Genomic DNA, 16,723 nt, shown 5'->3' with positions numbered 1-16,723 from the left:
GCCGGGGAGCGGGTCCGGGTGGGTGCGTGAGCGCGGCTCAGCCGGCGAACCAGCGCACCGGGCGGGGTGCGAGGTTCTGGTACACGTGCTTGGTCTCGCGGTACTCGGCGAGTCCGGCGGGGCCGAGTTCGCGCCCGGTGCCGCTCCTGCCGAAGCCGCCCCACTCCGCCTGCGGGAGGTAGGGGTGGAAGTCGTTGATCCACACGGTGCCGTGGCGCAGCCGTCCGGCGACCCGGCGGGCCCGGCCCGCGTCGGCGGTCCAGACGGCGCCCGCGAGCCCGTACTCGGTGTCGTTGGCGAGCGCGACCGCCTCGTGCTCGGTGCGGAAGGTCTCGACGGTCAGGACGGGTCCGAAGACCTCCTCGCGTACGACCCTCATCTGGCGGTTGCAGTGGTCGAGCACCGTGGGCTCGTAGAAGTAGCCGCCCGCCGGACGATCGTCGGCGGGGTCGGGCCGCCTGCCGCCGCAGCGCAGCACGGCGCCCTCGGCGAGCGCCGAGTCGACGTAGGACTCGGTCTTGGCGCGCTGCTGCTCGGAGACGAGCGGGCCGCACTCGACGCCGGGCTCGGTGCCGCGGCCGAGGCGGATCTTCCGTGCCCGGCGGGCGAGTTCGGTGACGAAGCGCTCGTGGACGGACTCCTCGACGATGAGCCGGGAGCCGGCCGAGCAGACCTGACCGCTGTGGATGAAGGCCGCGTTGAGCGCCTGGTCGACGGCGGTGTCGAAGCCCTCGTCGGTGGCGCAGGCGTCGGCGAAGACGACGTTGGGGTTCTTGCCGCCGAGTTCGAGCGCCACCTTCTTGACGGTGGGGGCGGCGGCCCGGGCCACCTTGGTGCCGCTGGCCAGGCCGCCGGTGAAGGAGACCAGGTCGACGTCGGGGTGCTCGGCGAGGCGGGCGCCGACGGTGTGGCCGGGGCCGGTGACGATGTTGGCGACGCCCGCGGGCAGGCCCGCCTCGACGAGGAGTTCGATGAGGGCGACGGTGGTCAGCGGGGTGATCTCGCTGGGCTTGATCACGAAGGTGTCGCCGGCCGCGAGGGCGGGGGCGATCTTCCAGCTGGCCTGGAGGAGCGGGTAGTTCCACGGCGTGATCAGCGCGCACACCCCGACGGGCTCGTGCACGACGACGCTGTGGATGTCCGGGGAGCCCGCGTCGACGACCCGGCCGGGGGCCTCGGCCGCGACGAGGTCGGCGAAGTAGCGGAAGGCGTCGGCCACGCAGTCGACGTCGATCCGGCCCTCTTCCAGGGTCTTGCCCGCGTCCCGGCTCTCCATCAGGCCGAGGCGTTCGCGGTCGCGCACCAGCAGCGCGGCGACCCGGCGCAGCAGGGCCGCGCGCTCGGCGACCGGGGTGCGGGGCCAGGCGCCCTCGCCGCCGTCGAAGGCGCGGCGGGCGGCCTCCACGGCCCGGTCGGCGTCCTTCTCGTCCCCCTCGGCGACCACGGCGAACGGCTCGGCGTCCGCGGGGTCGAGGATGTCACGCGTGGCCCCTGAAACCGCCTCGAGCCACTCCCCGCCCGCGTGAATGGTGCTGCGCGCCTTGCGCTCCGTACTGTCCGCCATGATCGATGATGCCTTCCGTTCCTGCTCAGTCGCCCTGTGTCACATGGTTGTCACCCACAGGGACCGTGAGCGCCTGCCCGTGCCCCGGAATCGCATGCGCAATCCATGGCCGAATGTGTTCCGCGTCACGGAAGTTGGTGACAGGGCGGGACAAAAGGGACGCGGATCGGGCGGGGGTCAGCGGGTCCCGAAGGCCGCGAGCGCCGTGTCGGCGTCCTTCTGCGCCTGCGGCCAGTCCGTCGCCGGGCCCGCCGCCAGTACGGCGTACTCCTTGCCGTCGTCGGCGGTGAAGGCGTACTCGACCACCTGGCGGCGCTCGCCGAGCTTCTCGCTGTCGTACGCGTACACCAGCCGGGCGGCGTCCGAGCCGACCGCGGCGGACGCGCCCGCCGGGGGGCCGCTCCGCTCCAGGCCGATCTCCTTGTAGGCGGGCTGCGTGCTCAGGTTCTCGGAGGACTTCTGGACCGCCTCGTAGGGGGTCATGCCGGGTTCGGTGACGACGAAGACCTGCAGCAGCCGGTGGTCGCCGTCCGTCGTGTAGAAGACGCCGGTCGAGCGCTCGCTGCGTTGCCAGCCGTCGGGCACGGCGAGGGAGAACCCGGAGGGGTCGTCGACGGTGTGGTAGCCCTCGGGCAGGGCGGAGGGCGACGCGGAGGGCGAGGCCTCGGTGGTCCCGCCGTCCGTGGGGGTGGCTCCGGTGGGCTGTCCCGTGGGCGCGGGGGCCTGGCTGTGCGGTGCGGCGGTGGCCGAGGTGCGGGCGGTGTCGGAGCCGTCGCCGCCGGTCAGCTTCACCACGGCGAACGCGGTGCCGGCCCCGACCGCCGCGGCGGCCACCGCGACCGCCGCCTTCCACCACAGCGGGTGCCCGGGCTGTGCCGCGGGCGCGCTGGGGGTGGCCCCCGGATGCCATCCGCCGTCGGGGTCGTACACCGGCGGGGACACCGGGGGCACGGCCTCGGGGTGGGGCGGGGGCGGGATCTCGGGGTGGCCCTGGGAGGGGATGTTCGCCGTCCCCGGCGGGAGGGTCGCCGGGGACGGCGGAAGGCCGTCTGCCGGGGCAGACGCAGGACCGTCCGCGGAGGACGACGGCGTCTCCGTGCGGGCCGGGGCCGCCGGAGATGCCGACCCCGCCGAGGCTGCCGGAGCCGCCGGAGCCTCCGAAGTTGCCGAAGCTGCCGGAGGTGCGGCCGGGGCCGCCGCCCAAGATGCCGGTGTCGCCGGAGGCGCCGGTGGGGCCGGGGCCGCCGGGTTTGCCGTGGGCGGGAAGGGGGGCTCCGTCGGTGGGGACGGGGGCGATGTCGCGTCCTCCCAGCGCTGGGTGTCCTCGTTCCAGTACCGCTGTCCCCCGTTCATCGTGCGCTCACCGTCCGAGCAGCCCCGCCACGGTGCCCGCGGAGGCGAGGACGTTCAGCAGGGACTGCGAGTCGGCGAGCAGTGCCCGCAGCCGCTCGCGGCGGGTCGGGCCGGCCTGCCCGGTGGCGGTGATCTCCTCCTCCGTCCCGGCCAGCTCGGCGTCCAGCGCCGCGGTCCGGTCGGTGCCGCGCACCCGGGTCAGGTCGGCCCGCAGCTCGCGGACCGCCGCCAGCAGCTGCTCGGCCGCCTCGTCGCGCGCCGGCGCGGTGCCGTGGTGGCTGACCGCGCGGGCGTGGCTGCCGATGGCGAAGGTGCTGCCGGAGACGTTCCCCAGGGTGACACCGGGCTCGTCATGCGGGTCGGCCATCGCCGTCCGCTCCCTTCTGCGGCTCGACGCCGCTGGTGGCGGTGGCGTGGGAACCCACGGCGAAGGTGGAGTCCTCCACCGACTCGATGTTCACGCCGCCGTTGCTGATGTTGACGATCTTCTGGACGAACTCGCCGGTCTGGTAACCGGCTTCCAGCAGGGCGGTGCGCACTCCGTGCGCGATCCGGTCCTGCACGGTGCGCAGGTAGCGGTCGACGTCCATCTCCTGGAACAGCGACCCGCGCGGCGCCGCGCCCAGCTCCCGCACCGACCGCGCCGGGCCCTCGGGCAGCGCGCCCGCGTTGCCCGCGGTCAGCAGCCGCCAGCCGAACACGATCAGGCGGCCCAGGTGTGCCAGGGCCGCGCCCGCCGAGCGCGGCACCCGGGGCACGGCGTAGGCGGCCTTGCCCAGCACGCTGTTGCGGTTGTAGCGGTGGGCGAGACGGTCGGCGTCCTTGAACTCCTCCCGCACCGGCGTCAGTACGTGCGGGGCGACCTCCAGCATGAGCATCCGGCCCTGGGTGTGCACGCGGAAGAAGACGCTGACGACCAGCTCCTCCTCCCAGCCGCCGACCCGTACGCGCAGGAAGTGCCGCCGCTTCTCGGCGCCCTCCTCCACCGCGCGCCGGCGGTGTTCCTCGAAAACCTCCGGCTGGTAGGGGGCGTCCTCACGGCGCAGCAGGCCCTCCACCGGCAGGAATACGCACTCGTCGATCTCGAGGCCGCGCAGCCGGTCGCGCACCGGGAACTGGAGGTTGGTCGCGGCCGACTCACGCAGCTGCTCCAGCAGCGGACGCACGGTGTCGAGGACGGTCCGGTTGGTCAGCGGGCGCTGCTTGCGCATGGCGTCGGGCCGCAGTTCGACGGCGAGCACCCAGGTGTCGTAGGCGCTGCCCGCACCGCAGAACGGGCGGGCCTCGTGGTACATGATCAGCGGCTGGTGCTGTTCGGCGCGGATGCGCCCGGTCATCCGCCGCAGCCGCCCGCCCTCCGCGGTGAGCGCCGGGTCGGCCGCCGCGTCGGGGAAGCGCTGCGTGGACAGCTCCTGGCTCAGCGAGCGGGTGACCTGGGAGCGCTGGGCGGCGACGCAGAGCGCGATGAGCGCGAGCACGGCGAGCGAGAGCCAGGCCTGGAGAGCGCTGAAGGTGCTCCCGCCCGGGTCGAGCACGTCGGTCGCCGAGAGGCTGGACGTGCTCGTCGTGCCGTAGACGCCGTCGTACGGCGACGAGGAGCCGGACGAGTCGTCGCCCGCGCCGAAGGCGAGGAACACGGTGGCCACGAACAGGTACAACAGGCCGATACGGCTGTACCAGCGCAGCACCCAGGCGGGCACCACCCGGTAGAGCGGCGGGTGTTCGTCGCGGCCCCGGATCCAGGAGGCGATGGCGAGCTGCAGGCCGAGGCCGAGGAAGAGCAGCAGCCAGCCCTGGCTGAGCGCGGCGCCGACCGCCCACAGCCCGAGGATCGCCGCGTCCCAGGCAAGCTCGAGGCGCCGGGCACGCAGGGCGTGGGCGAGGACGCGGGAGGCATCGAAGCCGAGGGAGGGCGCGGTGATGCGCTGCTCGTTGAGATACAGCTCGTCGATGACCTGGTCGCGGTATCCGGAGTCCAGGTAGGTGCCCGCGCACAGCAGGCGGGTGGCCTCGCTGGTGTACGGCGCGGTCGTCGGCGCCGGTGCCGCGGGGCGGACCGGCTGCGGCTGTTGCGGCACGTAGGCGGTGCTCACGCCCATCCCCCGATGGTCCGAACGTGCGCAGTCGGCACGTTGTTTGATGAACCATCAGCATAGTGGGGCTCGATGGGTGCCGGAAGCTGATCGTCACCTGCCGAAGCCCGACCGTTACCGACCGCCGCCGTCGCAGCCGTCGGGGTGCGCGGCCCGTGCCATCAGTTCCCGCACGCATCCGCGCAGCCAGGCGTGGACCGGGTCGGCCTCGTGCCGGGGGTGCCAGGCGAGGCCGAGCCGCAGGGGCGGCAGGTCCAGCGGCACGGGGAAGGTGACCAGGCCCAGCGCCTCGGCCTGGGGCCGGGTCCAGCCGGCGATCAGGCCCACGAGGTCGGTGCCGCGGACGGTGAACAGGGAGGCCAGGAAGGTCCCCACGCTGCCCACCACCCGCCGTCGCAGCCCGAGTCCGGCGAGGGCGTCGTCCACGGGCCCGCTGAGCCGGCCGCGCCGGGAGACGGTGATGTGGTCGGCCTCCTCGGCGAACCGGCGCGGGGTCAACTCGCCCTCCAGCAGCGGATGTCCGGCCCGTACGACGCCGAGCATCCACTCCTCGTGGAGGTGTTCGACGCGGACCTCGGGCAGGGTGCTGTCGATGACGCCGACCTCCAGGTCGGCCACGCCCTCGCGCAGCGACGGCGCGTCCACGTGGCTCTCGGCCAGGAACCGGATGCGGACTCCGGGCGCCTCGGCGGCCGCGCGGGCCAGCAGCGCGGGGGCGAACGCCGCGGCCAGCGCGTCGTGGCCGAGCACCCCGAAGGTGCGGCTGACCGTGCGCAGGTCGACGGCCCGTCCGGCGAGGAACAGGGTCCGGGCGCGCTCGACGATCGCACTCACCTCGGCGCGGATCGCCAGCGCGTGCGGGGTGGGCACCATCTGCCGCCCGGCCCTGACCAGCACCGGATCGCCCAGCGCCTTCCTGATCCGGCCCAGCGTGCGGCTCGTCGCCGGCTCCGACAGATGCAGCCGCCGGGCGGCCCCGCCGACGCTCTGCTCCTCCAGGAGCACGTCGAGGGCGAGCAGCAGATTGAGGTCCAGGTGCGCGGGGCCCGCCGGGGGCGCTGAATCGGATTGCGTCACGTGCAAGTGTCCCTTGCGAAGATTGCACTGGAAAGCAGGTCGGTGCCGAGCCTACGGTTCCAGGGCATCCCACACCCTCACCGGACTCCCTGGAGGAGCCATGCCCTCGCCTGCCCGTGACCTGCCGGACGGCGCCGCACCGGGCCGCCTGCGGCGGGCCACCCTGTTCGCGCTGTGCGCCTGCGTGCTCGTGGCGCAGAGCATGGTCGCCGCCATCAACCTGCTGATCCCGCAACTGCGTTCGTCGAGCCTCCACCTGTCCTCCGGCCAACTGCTGTGGACCGTAGACGCGTACGTCATCGTCTTCGCCGGACTGCTCATCCCGGCGGGCGCGTTGGGCGACCGTTACGGCCGCAAGGGGGCGCTGCTGTCGGGGCTCGCGCTGTTCGCGGCGGGCGCCGCCGTCAGCGCGCTCGCCACCGGCCCGGCCCTGCTGATCGCCGGCCGGGGCGTCTCCGGCGCGGGCGCGGCGCTGATCACGCCCGGCACGATGTCGCTGCTGGTGCAGCTGAGCACGCCCGCCGAACGCCCCAAGGCCCTGGCTTCCTGGACCCTGGCGATCGGCGCGGGCGGGCTGGCCGGCAACCTCGGCGGCGGTCTCGTCGGCCAGTACCTGCCCTGGCAGGCCCTGTTCTGGGCGATGGTGCCCCTGGCCGCGCTGCTCGCCCTCGCCGTCGCCCGCACCACGCCCCGCACGCCCACCACCGCCGCCGGCCGCCCGGATCCGCTCGGCACCCTGCTGCTCACCGCCGGCCTGGTCGCCGTCCTCTTCGGCATCATCGAGGGCCCGTCCTACGGCTGGGCCTCCCCGCGCATCCTCGGCGCCTTCGCGCTCGGCGCGCTGCTGGCCGGCTTGTTCACCGCGCACGCCCTGCGCTCGCCCGCCCCGCTGTTCGACCCGGCGGTCTTCGCCGCGCCCCGGCTGCGCGCGACGACCCTGGGCACCGCGGCCGGCTTCTTCGGCCTGTTCTCCCTCTTCTACGTCAACTCGCAGTACTTGCAGGAGGTCAAGGGGTACGCCCCCGCCCTCGCCGGCGTGGCGATCGTGCCGCTCACGATCGGCATGGCGCTGGTCCCCAGGCTCGCGGCCCGCTGGGCGGACCGGCCTCGCACGGTCGTCGGCGGCGGCCTCGCCCTGATCGGCCTCGGGCTGCTGGGCGTCTCGACGGTGGACGCCGGCACCCCGTACGCGCTCTACGCCGGCTGGCTGCTGGTTGTCTCCGCCGGTACGGGGCTGTCGATGCCCGCGCTCACCCTCGGTGTCGTCACCTCACTGCCGCCGCACCGAGCGGGCCTGGGCTCCGGACTCGGCACCTCGGCCCGCGAGGTGGGCGCGGCGCTCGGCGTGGCCGTCACCGGCACCGTCCTGGCCGCCCATCACGACCTCGCCCACGGTCTGGGCCCGGCCCTGCGCACCAGCGCCCTGCTGCTCCTGGCTGCCACGGCCGTGGTGCTGCTGGAGCACCGCGACCGCCGGGGCGCGGGGACACGGGAGGCCGCGCCCGCTCAGCCGGCCGGGCAGGTCGCTCCCGACGGGCAGAAGGAGTCGTACGCGGCGGTGAACGGCGCCGTCACGTCGGAGCCCTCCGGGCCCGAGGAGCGGATCGCGTAGAGCCTGCCGTCGGCGGCGGCGAAGCGGCGGTCGATGACCTGGGTGGGGCCGGCGGTGGTGTCGTCGTAGCGGTAGTCCAGTTCGGACCAGCCGGCGCCCGAGGCGCGCTTGAGCACCCGGTAGCCGTGGAGCACCTGGACGAATCCGCTGGGGCCGTTCTCCGCGAGGTCCAGTGACGCGGCGGGGGTCTTCTCCACCACCTCGAACAGCTTCAGGCTGCGGCCGCCGCCGGGCGCGGTGTAGGTGACGACCTCCGCGCTCACCCCGCGCTCCTCCTCGCGCACCCAGCCGTCGGGCACGTCGAGGCTGTAGCCGACGGGGTCCACGGCCCGGCGGTAGCCCGGCGAGGGTCCCGTGCTCGCCACGGTCTCCGGGGTGGTGGACGCGGACGCCGGGCCGGTGGACGACGGGGTGGACGTGGCAGTGGACGGCGGGGCGGCCGGGGCGGTGGCGCTCACGGAGGCGTGCGCCGCGGGGCCGGCCTCGTGGTGGTCGGGGCCGTGGTCGCGGGCGGCCCACCACACCGCGGCGCCGGCGCCGCCCCCGGCCAGCACGGCCACCACCGCGACCATGACCAGGACCGTGCGGGGGCCGCGGGCCCGCGCGGGCGGCCCGGTGACGGCCCGCGGGACCGTGCCGGAGGGCGGCACCGGCTGCGGGGGCGCGGGCGTGGACGGCTGGGCGTACGGGACGTACGTGGGAGGCGGGGTGTACGAGGGCGGGGTGGGCGACTGTCCGGCCGGGGGCGGAGGCGGGGCGGGCGCCGGGCCGGCGGGGCGCACCTGCGTCTCGGCGCCCGCCCACCAGGGCGTGTCCGGGCCCTCCGGCCGTGTGCCGGCGCCCCCCTCGTCGTCCACCCACCGCTGCTGTTCCGCGTCCCACCGTTGGCGCATGGCGTACCGTCCCCCAGAAGCCGTACGGAACTCGACGATAGCGGCGTACACGCCGACAGGCCCCGTCCCGTACGAAAACGGGACGGGGCCTGCACGCGTCGGTGACGGTCCGGCGGGGTCCGGCGGCCGTCAGATGAGGCCGAGGGAGCGGACGGCCTCGCGCTCCTCCTCGAGCTCCTTGACGGAGGCGTCGATGCGGGCGCGGGAGAAGTCGTTGATCTCCAGGCCCTGGACGATCTCGTACTTGCCGTCCTTGGTGGTGACCGGGAAGGAGGAGATCAGGCCCTCCGGGACGCCGTAGGAGCCGTCCGAGGGGATGCCCATGGAGACCCAGTCGCCCTCGGCGGTGCCGTTGACCCAGGTGTGCACGTGGTCGATGGCCGCGTTGGCGGCGGAGGCGGCGGAGGAGGCGCCGCGGGCCTCGATGATGGCCGCGCCGCGCTTGGCGACGGTCGGGATGAAGTCCTCGGCCAGCCACTTCTCGTCGTTCACGACCTCGGCGGCGTTCTTGCCGGCGACCGTGGCGTGGAAGATGTCCGGGTACTGGGTGGCGGAGTGGTTGCCCCAGATGGTCAGGCGCTTGATGTCGGCGACCGTGGAGCCGGTCTTCTTCGCCAGCTGGGTCAGCGCGCGGTTGTGGTCCAGACGGGTCATCGCGGTGAAGCGCTCGGCCGGTACGTCCGGGGCGGCGGCCTGGGCGATGAGCGCGTTGGTGTTCGCCGGGTTGCCCACGACCAGGATCTTGACGTCGTCGGCGGCGTGGTCGTTGATGGCCTTGCCCTGCGGCTTGAAGATGCCGCCGTTGGCCTCGAGCAGGTCACCGCGCTCCATGCCCTTGGTGCGCGGGCGGGCGCCCACGAGGAGGGCGACATTGGCGCCGTCGAAGGCGACGTTCGGGTCGTCGCTGATGTCGATGCCCTGAAGGAGCGGGAACGCGCAGTCGTCCAGCTCCATGGCCGTGCCCTCGGCGGCCTTCAGCGCCGGCGTGATCTCCAGGAGGCGCAGCTTGACCGGCACGTCCGCGCCGAGCAGCTGGCCGGAGGCGATGCGGAAGAGCAGGGCGTAACCGATCTGGCCGGCCGCGCCGGTGACGGTGACGTTCACGGGAGTGCGGGTCATGGCGTTCTCCGTATGACAGCTGGCGGTGGGGCGTCCCTGCCCCGGGGTGCGGATGATCGATCTCTTGGCGTCAAGAGATATCCGGCCGTCAGGCTATCGCGCATCCGCGATCCGGGACGGCCGGGCCCCTGTGGCCCGGCCCACAGAATGACCTTGTGACCGCGCCCCGCATCAAGAGGCGGCCGCCCGTCCGGGAGAGGAGAGACGAGAGCGGCCGCCGTATGGGGGTTGCCGGAGGACCGGACTCCCGTGGGGGTGCTGTCCGCCTGCCCCGTTCGGGCGAACCCATGCATGCTCCGTGGTTTCGGTTTGCTCGCCCCATGGCTTCGGTTGCTCGCCCCGTGGCTTCGGTTCGGGGCCGCCCCTTCCGCTACTTGGTGCATCCCTGCCGGCCGGACGCCAGGGTCGCGCAGGCCTTCGCCCGGTCCGCGTCCCCGACGGCGATCATCGGGGTGTACGCGATGGTGTCGCCGGCCGCCGTGATCGTGCCGGTCTCCTGGCGCCCGCCCGCCACGACCCGCACCTCGTCGCCCTGCGCGGCCCGCGTGATACGGCCCCAGGCCGCGCCGCAGGTCCGGCTGTAGCGGACCTCCAGGAGGGCCGTCCCGACGGTGACGCTGCGCGCGGTGGTCACCAGGTCGCCGCTGCACCCCATGCTCTCGGCGTCCTTGCCGGTGCAGGAGGCCCCGGCGCACTTCACGCCCGGCGGCAGCTTCTGCGGCGTGCCGACGGAGGGCGACGGCGACTTGGCGGCCCCCGCCGCCTTCGGGCCGCCGTTGCCGCCGGTCACGTAGAACACGGCCCCGATCAGCACCAGCGCCCCGGCCAGCCCGGCGAGGAACATCACCGCACGCCGCCGACCGCGCGCACGGTCGCCGCCACCGGCCGCCGGGGCGGCGGGGGGCGGCCCACCGGACTCACCCGGCGCGGCGGCGTCCCGGGGTTCCGCCTGTGCGGGCGACGGGGGCGACTGCGTCGCGGGGGAAGCGCCCGGAGCGGGGGCCGGGCCCGGCAGTGCGGCGCGGGCGCGGGAGACGCGGATGGCCTCCATGGTGCGGTCGTGCCGCAACTCCGAGCGGCTCCAGGCGCGTTCGGCCAGCTCCCACATCGTGACGAGGTGGGCCGGTTCCGTGCCGGTGACCTCGGCGAGGGCGACCACCGCGCCCTTGGGCGCGAGGAGCCGGCCGTTGAGGTAACGGTCCCAGGACGTCCTGCTGTAGCCGGTGCGGTCGGCGAGCGCGGCCACACTCATACCGCCGCGGTCCACCAGCCGCCGCAGCTGGCTCGCGAACTCCCTCACCTGCGGGTCGAGTTCGTCGGGCAAGGCCTTCCAACGAGCCATCGCTTCCCCCCTCGCTCCCCTGAATGTCCACGCTAGCCCTGTTGTCGGGCGACTTCTCCCCGGACGACCGGTTCCGCCGGCACGCCGGCGCCTCGGCACACGGCCCGCTCACCTCGGGCGCACGGCCCGCTCACCCCAGCGCCACGGTGCCCACCACGGCGGTGAGCAGGAGAGCGAGGAGGAGCAGGACGGCGTAGACCAGGAGGCGTCCGCCCGGTCCGTGCCGCGGGTCCTCCTCCGGCCGGTCCCACCAGGGAACGGTGGGGTCCTCCTCGTAGGCCTTGCACCCCTCGGGCCGCTCCGGGACGGCCGCCGGGCGGGGCCAGGCCTGGACGGCCATTTCCCAGCGCACGGTGTGCCGTTCGGCGTCCGGGCCGTCCAGTCCCGCGACCCGGCACAGCGCGGCGACCGCCTGCCGGGGCGGCGGCTGGACGGCGTTGAGGTAGCGCTGCCAGGACGACTTGCTGTACGCGGTGCGCGCGCCGAGGGCGACCAGGCTGAGGCCGGTTTGGTCCTTCAGCAGCCGCAGCTGCTCCACGAAGTGCCGTACCTCCGGCGGCAGATCGTCCGGCAGCGGCTGCCAGGCGCCCATCGCTCACCTCCACGGCGTCCCTCGCGTTGCCCGGTCGCAGCGAGTGACGACCACGGCGGGCACAACGGTTCCCGCGCCGGGCGCGGGCGTCCCTGTGGCCAAGCGCGGACACCGTAGCGGAACGGTCACTTCCGTGCCACAGCGCACGGACAGCCGTTGAACAGGACGTTCAGCGTGCACCAGGGTGGATGCGGGACGGCGGCCCGTCCTGACTCGGGGGAGAGGATGGGCCGCCGTCCCGGTGCGCGCCCGGGACGCGCGCGGAAGTCACTGACTGTTGCGGACGGTGAAGTGCAGCGCGTCGTCCAGGAACGGTATCTCCAGCCACGGCTTGGGCTGGGCCATCAGCGCGAGCAGCACGATGGCGGAGCCGAGGATGCCGTAGGTGACGATGTCGGTGAAGCGGGAGCGCACGGCGAGCATGCCGACGCGGGGCAGGAACCAGCGCAGGGCCGCGCCGCCCAGCAGTGCCGCGCCGATCAGCAGCAGCCCGACGCGGAAGGCGTCGAAGGCGGTCACCAGCAGGCCGAGCCCCACCACGGACAGCACGGCGAGGATCGGCCACTGCCGCGCGGGCGCGGGGGCGTCGCCGGGCGCGGCCCGGCCGCCGCCCTCGGGGCGCGCGGTGTCCCTGGTGAACAGCGGGAAGCGGCGCGTGACCCGGCGCGGCCGCCCGTCCGCGTCCGGCGCGCTGACCGCGTCCCGCACCTCGATCTCCGGCTCGGCGGCCGCGGGGGTGCCCCGGGTGCCGCCGTCCGCCTCAGCCGACACTGCGCTCCGCCGCCTCGACCACGTTGACCAGCAGCTGGGCCCGGGTCATGGGGCCGACGCCGCCGGGGTTCGGGGAGATCCAGCCGGCCACCTCGCGGACGTCCGGGTGGACGTCGCCCACGATCTTCCCCTCGTCGTTGCGGGAGACGCCGACGTCGAGGACGGCGGCGCCGGGCTTGACGTCCTCGGCGCGGATCAGGTGCGGGGAGCCGGCCGCGGCGACGATGATGTCGGCCCTCTTGAGGTGGGCGGACAGGTCGCGGGTACCGGTGTGGCACTGGGTCACGGTGGCGTTCTCACTGCGGCGGGTCAGCAGCAGCGGCATCGGACGGCCGATGGTGACGCCCCGGCCGACGACCACGACCTCCGCGCCCTTGATCTCCACGCCGTGGCGGCGCAGCAGCGTGAGCACGCCGTTGGGGGTGCAGGGCAGCGGGGCGGGCTCGTTCAGGACGAGGCGGCCGAGGTTCATCGGGTGCAGGCCGTCGGCGTCCTTGTCGGGGTCCATCAGCTCCAGGACCCGGTTCTCGTCGATGCCCTTGGGCAGCGGCAGCTGGACGATGTAACCGGTGCAGGAGGGGTCCTCGTTCAGCTCGCGGACGACCGCCTCGATCTCCTCCTGCGTGGCGGTCGCGGGCAGTTCGCGCTGGATCGAGGCGATGCCCACCTCGGCGCAGTCGCGGTGCTTGCCCGCGACGTACTTGCGGCTGCCGGGGTCGTCCCCGACCAGGATCGTGCCGAGGCCGGGCGTGACGCCCTTCTCCTTGAGCGCCGCCACGCGGGCGGTCAGATCGGACTTGATCTCGGCTGCGGTGGCCTTGCCATCGAGAATCTGGGCGGTCATGCCCCCATCCTCGCGGATGACCGGCCCGTGGTTCCAATCCGGGTCCGCCGAACCGTACGCCCCGGCCCGTCCGCCCGATCGCCGCCAAGATCAGTGATGTTGCACTTGCACAACACATGCGAAATGCGACTGGACAAGCATGTCCTCGGTCAAGAACGATGAACCGCACAGTGCCGCGGGCAGCTCAACGGGGGGACGGACCGCACTTTCTGTAGACATCTCCTCCGAACGGTGCCGCGCGTCGTCCCCGCACTTGATCAACGGAGGAAACACCGCCATGAGTTACGGCGACCCGAACAACCCCTACGGCGCCCCGCAGCAGCAGCCGCAGCAGGGTTACGGCTACCCGGCGCAGCAGCCTCAGGCCCCGGGCTACGGCTACCCGCAGGCCCCGCCGGTCCAGCCGTACGGCGCTCCGGTGCCGGAGACGATGCCGGGCACGGTGAGCGCGGCCCGCGTGATGCTGTGGGTGATCGTCGGCCTCCAGGCGATCGGTGTGGCGATCTTCGTCTTCAGCGCGCTGACCATCGACCACCTGAAGAAGAACGGCGACCTGCCGCAGCTCTCCGACTACCCGACCGGCGCACTGTGGGGCTTCGCGGTGCTCGCCCTGGCGTGGCTGGTGTGGGCGGCGGTGCTGGCGGCGAAGTTCACCAGCGGCGGCAACGGACTGCGCGTGACGACGCTGGTCTTCGGCATCATCACCGCGGTGCTCGCCCTGTACCCGTTCACCGTGGTGGGCATCGTCCACCTGGTGCTGGCCATCCTGATCGCCGTGTTCGTGGGCAACGCCAAGGGCAAGGCGTGGTTCAACCGGCCCCGCTACTGAGCCTCCCGCGCCTTCTCGGGGCGCGTTCGACCGCGGCCTCCGCTCCTTTCGGGAGCCGGAGGCCGCGGTCGTTCCCGGCCGGGGGCGGCCGGTGAGACGTCAGTGGAAGAAGTGGCGGGTGCCGGTGAAGTACATCGTCACCCCGGCCTTCTTCGCGGCCTCGACGACCTGCTCGTCGCGGATCGAGCCGCCCGGCTGGACGATCGCCCGGACGCCGGCCGCGATGAGGATCTCGGGGCCGTCGGGGAAGGGGAAGAAGGCGTCGGAGGCCGCGTAGGAGCCGCGCGCCCGCTCCTCGCCCGCCCGCTCGACCGCGAGCCGGCAGGAGTCGACCCGGTTGACCTGGCCCATGCCGACGCCGACCGAGGCGCCGTCCTTGGCGAGCAGGATGGCGTTGGACTTCACCGCCCGGCACGCCTTCCAGGCGAAGGCGAGCTGCGCGAGCTCGTCGGCTGACAGCGCCTCGCCGCTCGCGAGCGTCCAGCCCGCCGGGTCGTCGCCGTCGGCCTGGAGCCGGTCGGCGACCTGGAGCAGCGCGCCGCCGTCGATCGCCTTGACCTCGACGGGAGCGGCGGGCGCGGCCGGGGCCTTGAGGACGCGGATGTTCTTCTTCTTGGTGAGGGCCTCGAGGGCCCCCTCCTCGTAGTCCGGCGCGACGACGACCTCGGTGAAGATGTCGGCGACCTGCTCGGCCATCTCCCGGCTCACCGGACGGTTCACGGCGATCACACCGCCGTACGCGGACACCGGGTCGCAGGCGTGCGCCTTGCGGTGCGCCTCGGCCACGTCCGCGCCGACGGCGATGCCGCACGGATTGGCGTGCTTGATGATCGCCACGCACGGCTCGTCGTGGTCGTAGGCGGCACGGCGGGCGGCGTCGGTGTCCGTGTAGTTGTTGTACGACATCTCCTTGCCGTGCAGCTGCTCGGCCTGCGCGAGCCCGGCGCCGCCGGCGTCCACGTACAGGGCGGCCGGCTGGTGCGGGTTCTCGCCGTAGCGCAGCGTGTGCGCGCGCTCCCAGGTGGCGCCGAGGAAGTCGGGGAAGCGCGACTCGTCGACGGGGGCGTAGGAGGAGGCGAACCAGGAGGCGACGGCCACGTCGTAGGCGGCCGTGTGCTGGAAGGCCTCGGCGGCCAGCCGCTTGCGGGTGGCGAGGTCGAAGCCGCCGGACTTCACCGCGTGCAGCACGTCTGCGTAGCGGGCGGGGCTGGTGACCACGGCGACCGACGGGTGGTTCTTGGCGGCGGCGCGGACCATGGAGGGGCCGCCGATGTCGATCTGCTCGACGCACTCGTCGTCCGAGGCGCCGGAGGCGACGGTCTCGCGGAACGGGTAGAGGTTGACCACGACCAGGTCGAACGGCTCGACGCCGAGGTCGGCCAGCTGCTGCCGGTGGTCTTCGAGGCGCAGGTCGGCGAGGATGCCGGCGTGGACCTTCGGGTGCAGGGTCTTGACCCGGCCGTCCAGGCACTCGGGGAAGCCGGTGAGCTCCTCGACCTTGGTGACGGGCACACCGGCCGCGGCGATCCGCGCGGCGGTGGAGCCGGTGGAGACGAGTGCGACGCCGGCCTCGTGCAGCCCGCGCGCGAGCTCCTCCAGACCGGTCTTGTCGTAGACGCTGACGAGCGCGCGCCGGATGGGCCGCTTGTTGCTCTCGGCGGTCACAGGATTACTACCTTTCGTCCCTCGATGCGATAGCCGTTGCGGGCGAGCCGCCCCACGACCTCGACGAGCAGCCTTCGCTCGACTTCCTTGATGCGCTCGTGCAGAGCGCTCTCGTCGTCCTCGTCCCGGACCTCGACCACGCCCTGGGCGATGATCGGGCCGGTGTCGACGCCGTCGTCGACGAAGTGGACGGTGCAGCCGGTGACCCTGGCGCCGTACGCGAGCGCGTCCCGCACGCCGTGGGCTCCCGGAAAACTGGGCAGCAGGGCGGGGTGCGTGTTCACGAACCGCCCGCCGAACCGGGCGAGGAACTCCTTGCCCACGATCTTCATGAACCCGGCGGACACCACCAGGTCCGGCTCGTGGGCGGCGACGGCCTCGGCGAGCGCCGCGTCCCACTCCTCGCGCGTGGCGTAGTCCTTCACCGCGCGCACGAAGGTCGGCACCCCGGCACGCTCGGCGCGGGCCAGCCCCTCGATGCCGTCGCGGTCGGCGCCCACGGCGACGACCCGGGCACCGTAGGCCTCGGCTCCCGTCGCGTCGATCGCGTCGAGGAGCGCCTGGAGGTTGGTGCCGGATCCGGAGACCAGCACGACGAGGCGCTTGGCCACGGGCTTGGCGGCCACGGTGGGGCCCTTTCTCGGGGGAGCTGTTTGTACGGTCGTACGAATGCTTCGGGCCCCCGGATACGGGGAAGCCTACGAAGCGGCCGACCGTCAGCAACGATACCGGCACACCGGAAGGCCCCCGTGGGACGGGGGCGTGGCCGGAAGGTAGCGTCTGGGGAGAGCTGGTACGGGAACGCACCGCGCGCACCGCGCGTTCTCCTGATGACGGGACCCCGCGCCCAGGGCGTTGAGCACCTGCGGGGACCTTCCAGTTCAGTCGTGACTCACCAAGGGGAAGACGCTCACTTGATGCCGGACCGCAGCCTGCGACTCCTCACGCTCCCCCCGCAGCCGGCGCAGG

General features: G+C 73.7%; 15 protein-coding genes. 2 read left to right on the top strand and 13 right to left on the bottom strand.

Annotated elements, in window-relative coordinates; genetic code table 11:
- Window positions 1-37: 37 nt before the first annotated feature.
- The 5 genes from IE249_RS04845 to IE249_RS04825 all read right to left on the bottom strand — a co-directional run bounded on the left by IE249_RS04845 (window position 38) and on the right by IE249_RS04825 (window position 6,093).
- Window positions 38-1,564 carry an aldehyde dehydrogenase family protein gene (locus IE249_RS04845; RefSeq protein ID WP_189703486.1) on the bottom strand — a complete coding sequence of 509 codons (1,527 nt, stop codon included), beginning with the start codon at window positions 1,562-1,564 and terminating at the stop codon, window positions 38-40.
- Window positions 1,565-1,741: 177 nt separating this feature from the next.
- Window positions 1,742-2,515, bottom strand: coding sequence for a serine/threonine kinase C-terminal domain-containing protein (locus tag IE249_RS04840; RefSeq protein WP_189703485.1), 774 nt, complete (start codon window positions 2,513-2,515; stop codon window positions 1,742-1,744).
- Window positions 2,516-2,924: 409 nt separating this feature from the next.
- Window positions 2,925-3,284, bottom strand: a complete 360-nt coding sequence (locus IE249_RS04835; RefSeq protein ID WP_189703484.1) for a hypothetical protein — start codon at window positions 3,282-3,284, stop codon at window positions 2,925-2,927.
- Window positions 3,268-5,010, bottom strand: coding sequence for an AbeC-like domain-containing protein (locus tag IE249_RS04830; RefSeq protein WP_189703696.1), 1,743 nt, complete (start codon window positions 5,008-5,010; stop codon window positions 3,268-3,270). Before IE249_RS04830 ends, IE249_RS04835 begins: the two co-directional genes overlap by 17 nt.
- A gap of 114 nt (window positions 5,011-5,124) precedes the next feature.
- Complete coding sequence (locus tag IE249_RS04825) at window positions 5,125-6,093, bottom strand: LysR family transcriptional regulator (protein WP_189703483.1); 969 nt, start codon at window positions 6,091-6,093, stop codon at window positions 5,125-5,127.
- 94 nt (window positions 6,094-6,187) lie between these two features.
- On the opposite strand from IE249_RS04825, the gene IE249_RS04820 reads away from it, so the two are divergent.
- A complete protein-coding gene (locus IE249_RS04820) occupies window positions 6,188-7,699 on the top strand; it encodes an MFS transporter (RefSeq protein ID WP_189703482.1) in 1,512 nt (503 codons plus the stop codon).
- On the opposite strand, the gene IE249_RS04815 is transcribed toward IE249_RS04820, so the two are convergent.
- The 6 genes from IE249_RS04815 to IE249_RS04790 form a co-directional block, all read right to left on the bottom strand.
- Complete coding sequence (locus IE249_RS04815) at window positions 7,594-8,592, bottom strand: serine/threonine kinase C-terminal domain-containing protein (RefSeq protein ID WP_189703481.1); 999 nt, start codon at window positions 8,590-8,592, stop codon at window positions 7,594-7,596. The two genes, IE249_RS04820 and IE249_RS04815, sit on opposite strands and share 106 nt — an antisense overlap.
- A gap of 129 nt (window positions 8,593-8,721) precedes the next feature.
- Complete coding sequence (locus IE249_RS04810) at window positions 8,722-9,711, bottom strand: malate dehydrogenase (protein ID WP_189703480.1); 990 nt, start codon at window positions 9,709-9,711, stop codon at window positions 8,722-8,724.
- Window positions 9,712-10,081: 370 nt separating this feature from the next.
- On the bottom strand, window positions 10,082-11,053 hold the full coding sequence (locus IE249_RS04805; protein ID WP_189703479.1) for a helix-turn-helix domain-containing protein: 972 nt from the start codon (window positions 11,051-11,053) through the stop codon (window positions 10,082-10,084).
- A gap of 130 nt (window positions 11,054-11,183) precedes the next feature.
- A complete protein-coding gene (locus IE249_RS04800; protein ID WP_189703478.1) occupies window positions 11,184-11,645 on the bottom strand; it encodes a helix-turn-helix domain-containing protein in 462 nt (153 codons plus the stop codon).
- A 267-nt stretch (window positions 11,646-11,912) separates the two neighbouring features.
- Window positions 11,913-12,416, bottom strand: a complete 504-nt coding sequence (locus tag IE249_RS04795; RefSeq protein ID WP_189703477.1) for a DUF3017 domain-containing protein — start codon at window positions 12,414-12,416, stop codon at window positions 11,913-11,915.
- A complete protein-coding gene (locus IE249_RS04790; protein ID WP_189703476.1) occupies window positions 12,406-13,260 on the bottom strand; it encodes a bifunctional methylenetetrahydrofolate dehydrogenase/methenyltetrahydrofolate cyclohydrolase in 855 nt (284 codons plus the stop codon). Before IE249_RS04790 ends, IE249_RS04795 begins: the two co-directional genes overlap by 11 nt.
- Window positions 13,261-13,537: 277 nt before the next feature.
- On the opposite strand from IE249_RS04790, the gene IE249_RS04785 reads away from it, so the two are divergent.
- The gene (locus IE249_RS04785; RefSeq protein ID WP_189703475.1) at window positions 13,538-14,089 is read left to right on the top strand and encodes a hypothetical protein; all 552 of its coding nucleotides are present in this window, start codon (window positions 13,538-13,540) and stop codon (window positions 14,087-14,089) included.
- Window positions 14,090-14,188: 99 nt separating this feature from the next.
- Here IE249_RS04785 and purH read toward each other — a convergent pair whose 3' ends face one another.
- Together purH and purN are read right to left on the bottom strand one after the other, a co-directional pair.
- On the bottom strand, window positions 14,189-15,754 hold the full coding sequence (gene purH / locus IE249_RS04780) for a bifunctional phosphoribosylaminoimidazolecarboxamide formyltransferase/IMP cyclohydrolase (RefSeq protein WP_189703474.1): 1,566 nt from the start codon (window positions 15,752-15,754) through the stop codon (window positions 14,189-14,191).
- On the bottom strand, window positions 15,751-16,380 hold the full coding sequence (gene purN / locus IE249_RS04775; protein ID WP_189703473.1) for a phosphoribosylglycinamide formyltransferase: 630 nt from the start codon (window positions 16,378-16,380) through the stop codon (window positions 15,751-15,753). Before purN ends, purH begins: the two co-directional genes overlap by 4 nt.
- Between the last annotated feature and the right edge of the window lie 343 nt (window positions 16,381-16,723).

Origin of the sequence: Streptomyces anandii JCM 4720 (assembly GCF_014650655.1) — a bacterium.
Classification (GTDB): Bacteria; Actinomycetota; Actinomycetes; order Streptomycetales; family Streptomycetaceae; genus Streptomyces; species Streptomyces anandii.
Note: the sequence above shows the minus strand (reverse complement) of the source record. Positions and strands in the feature narration are given on the sequence as shown.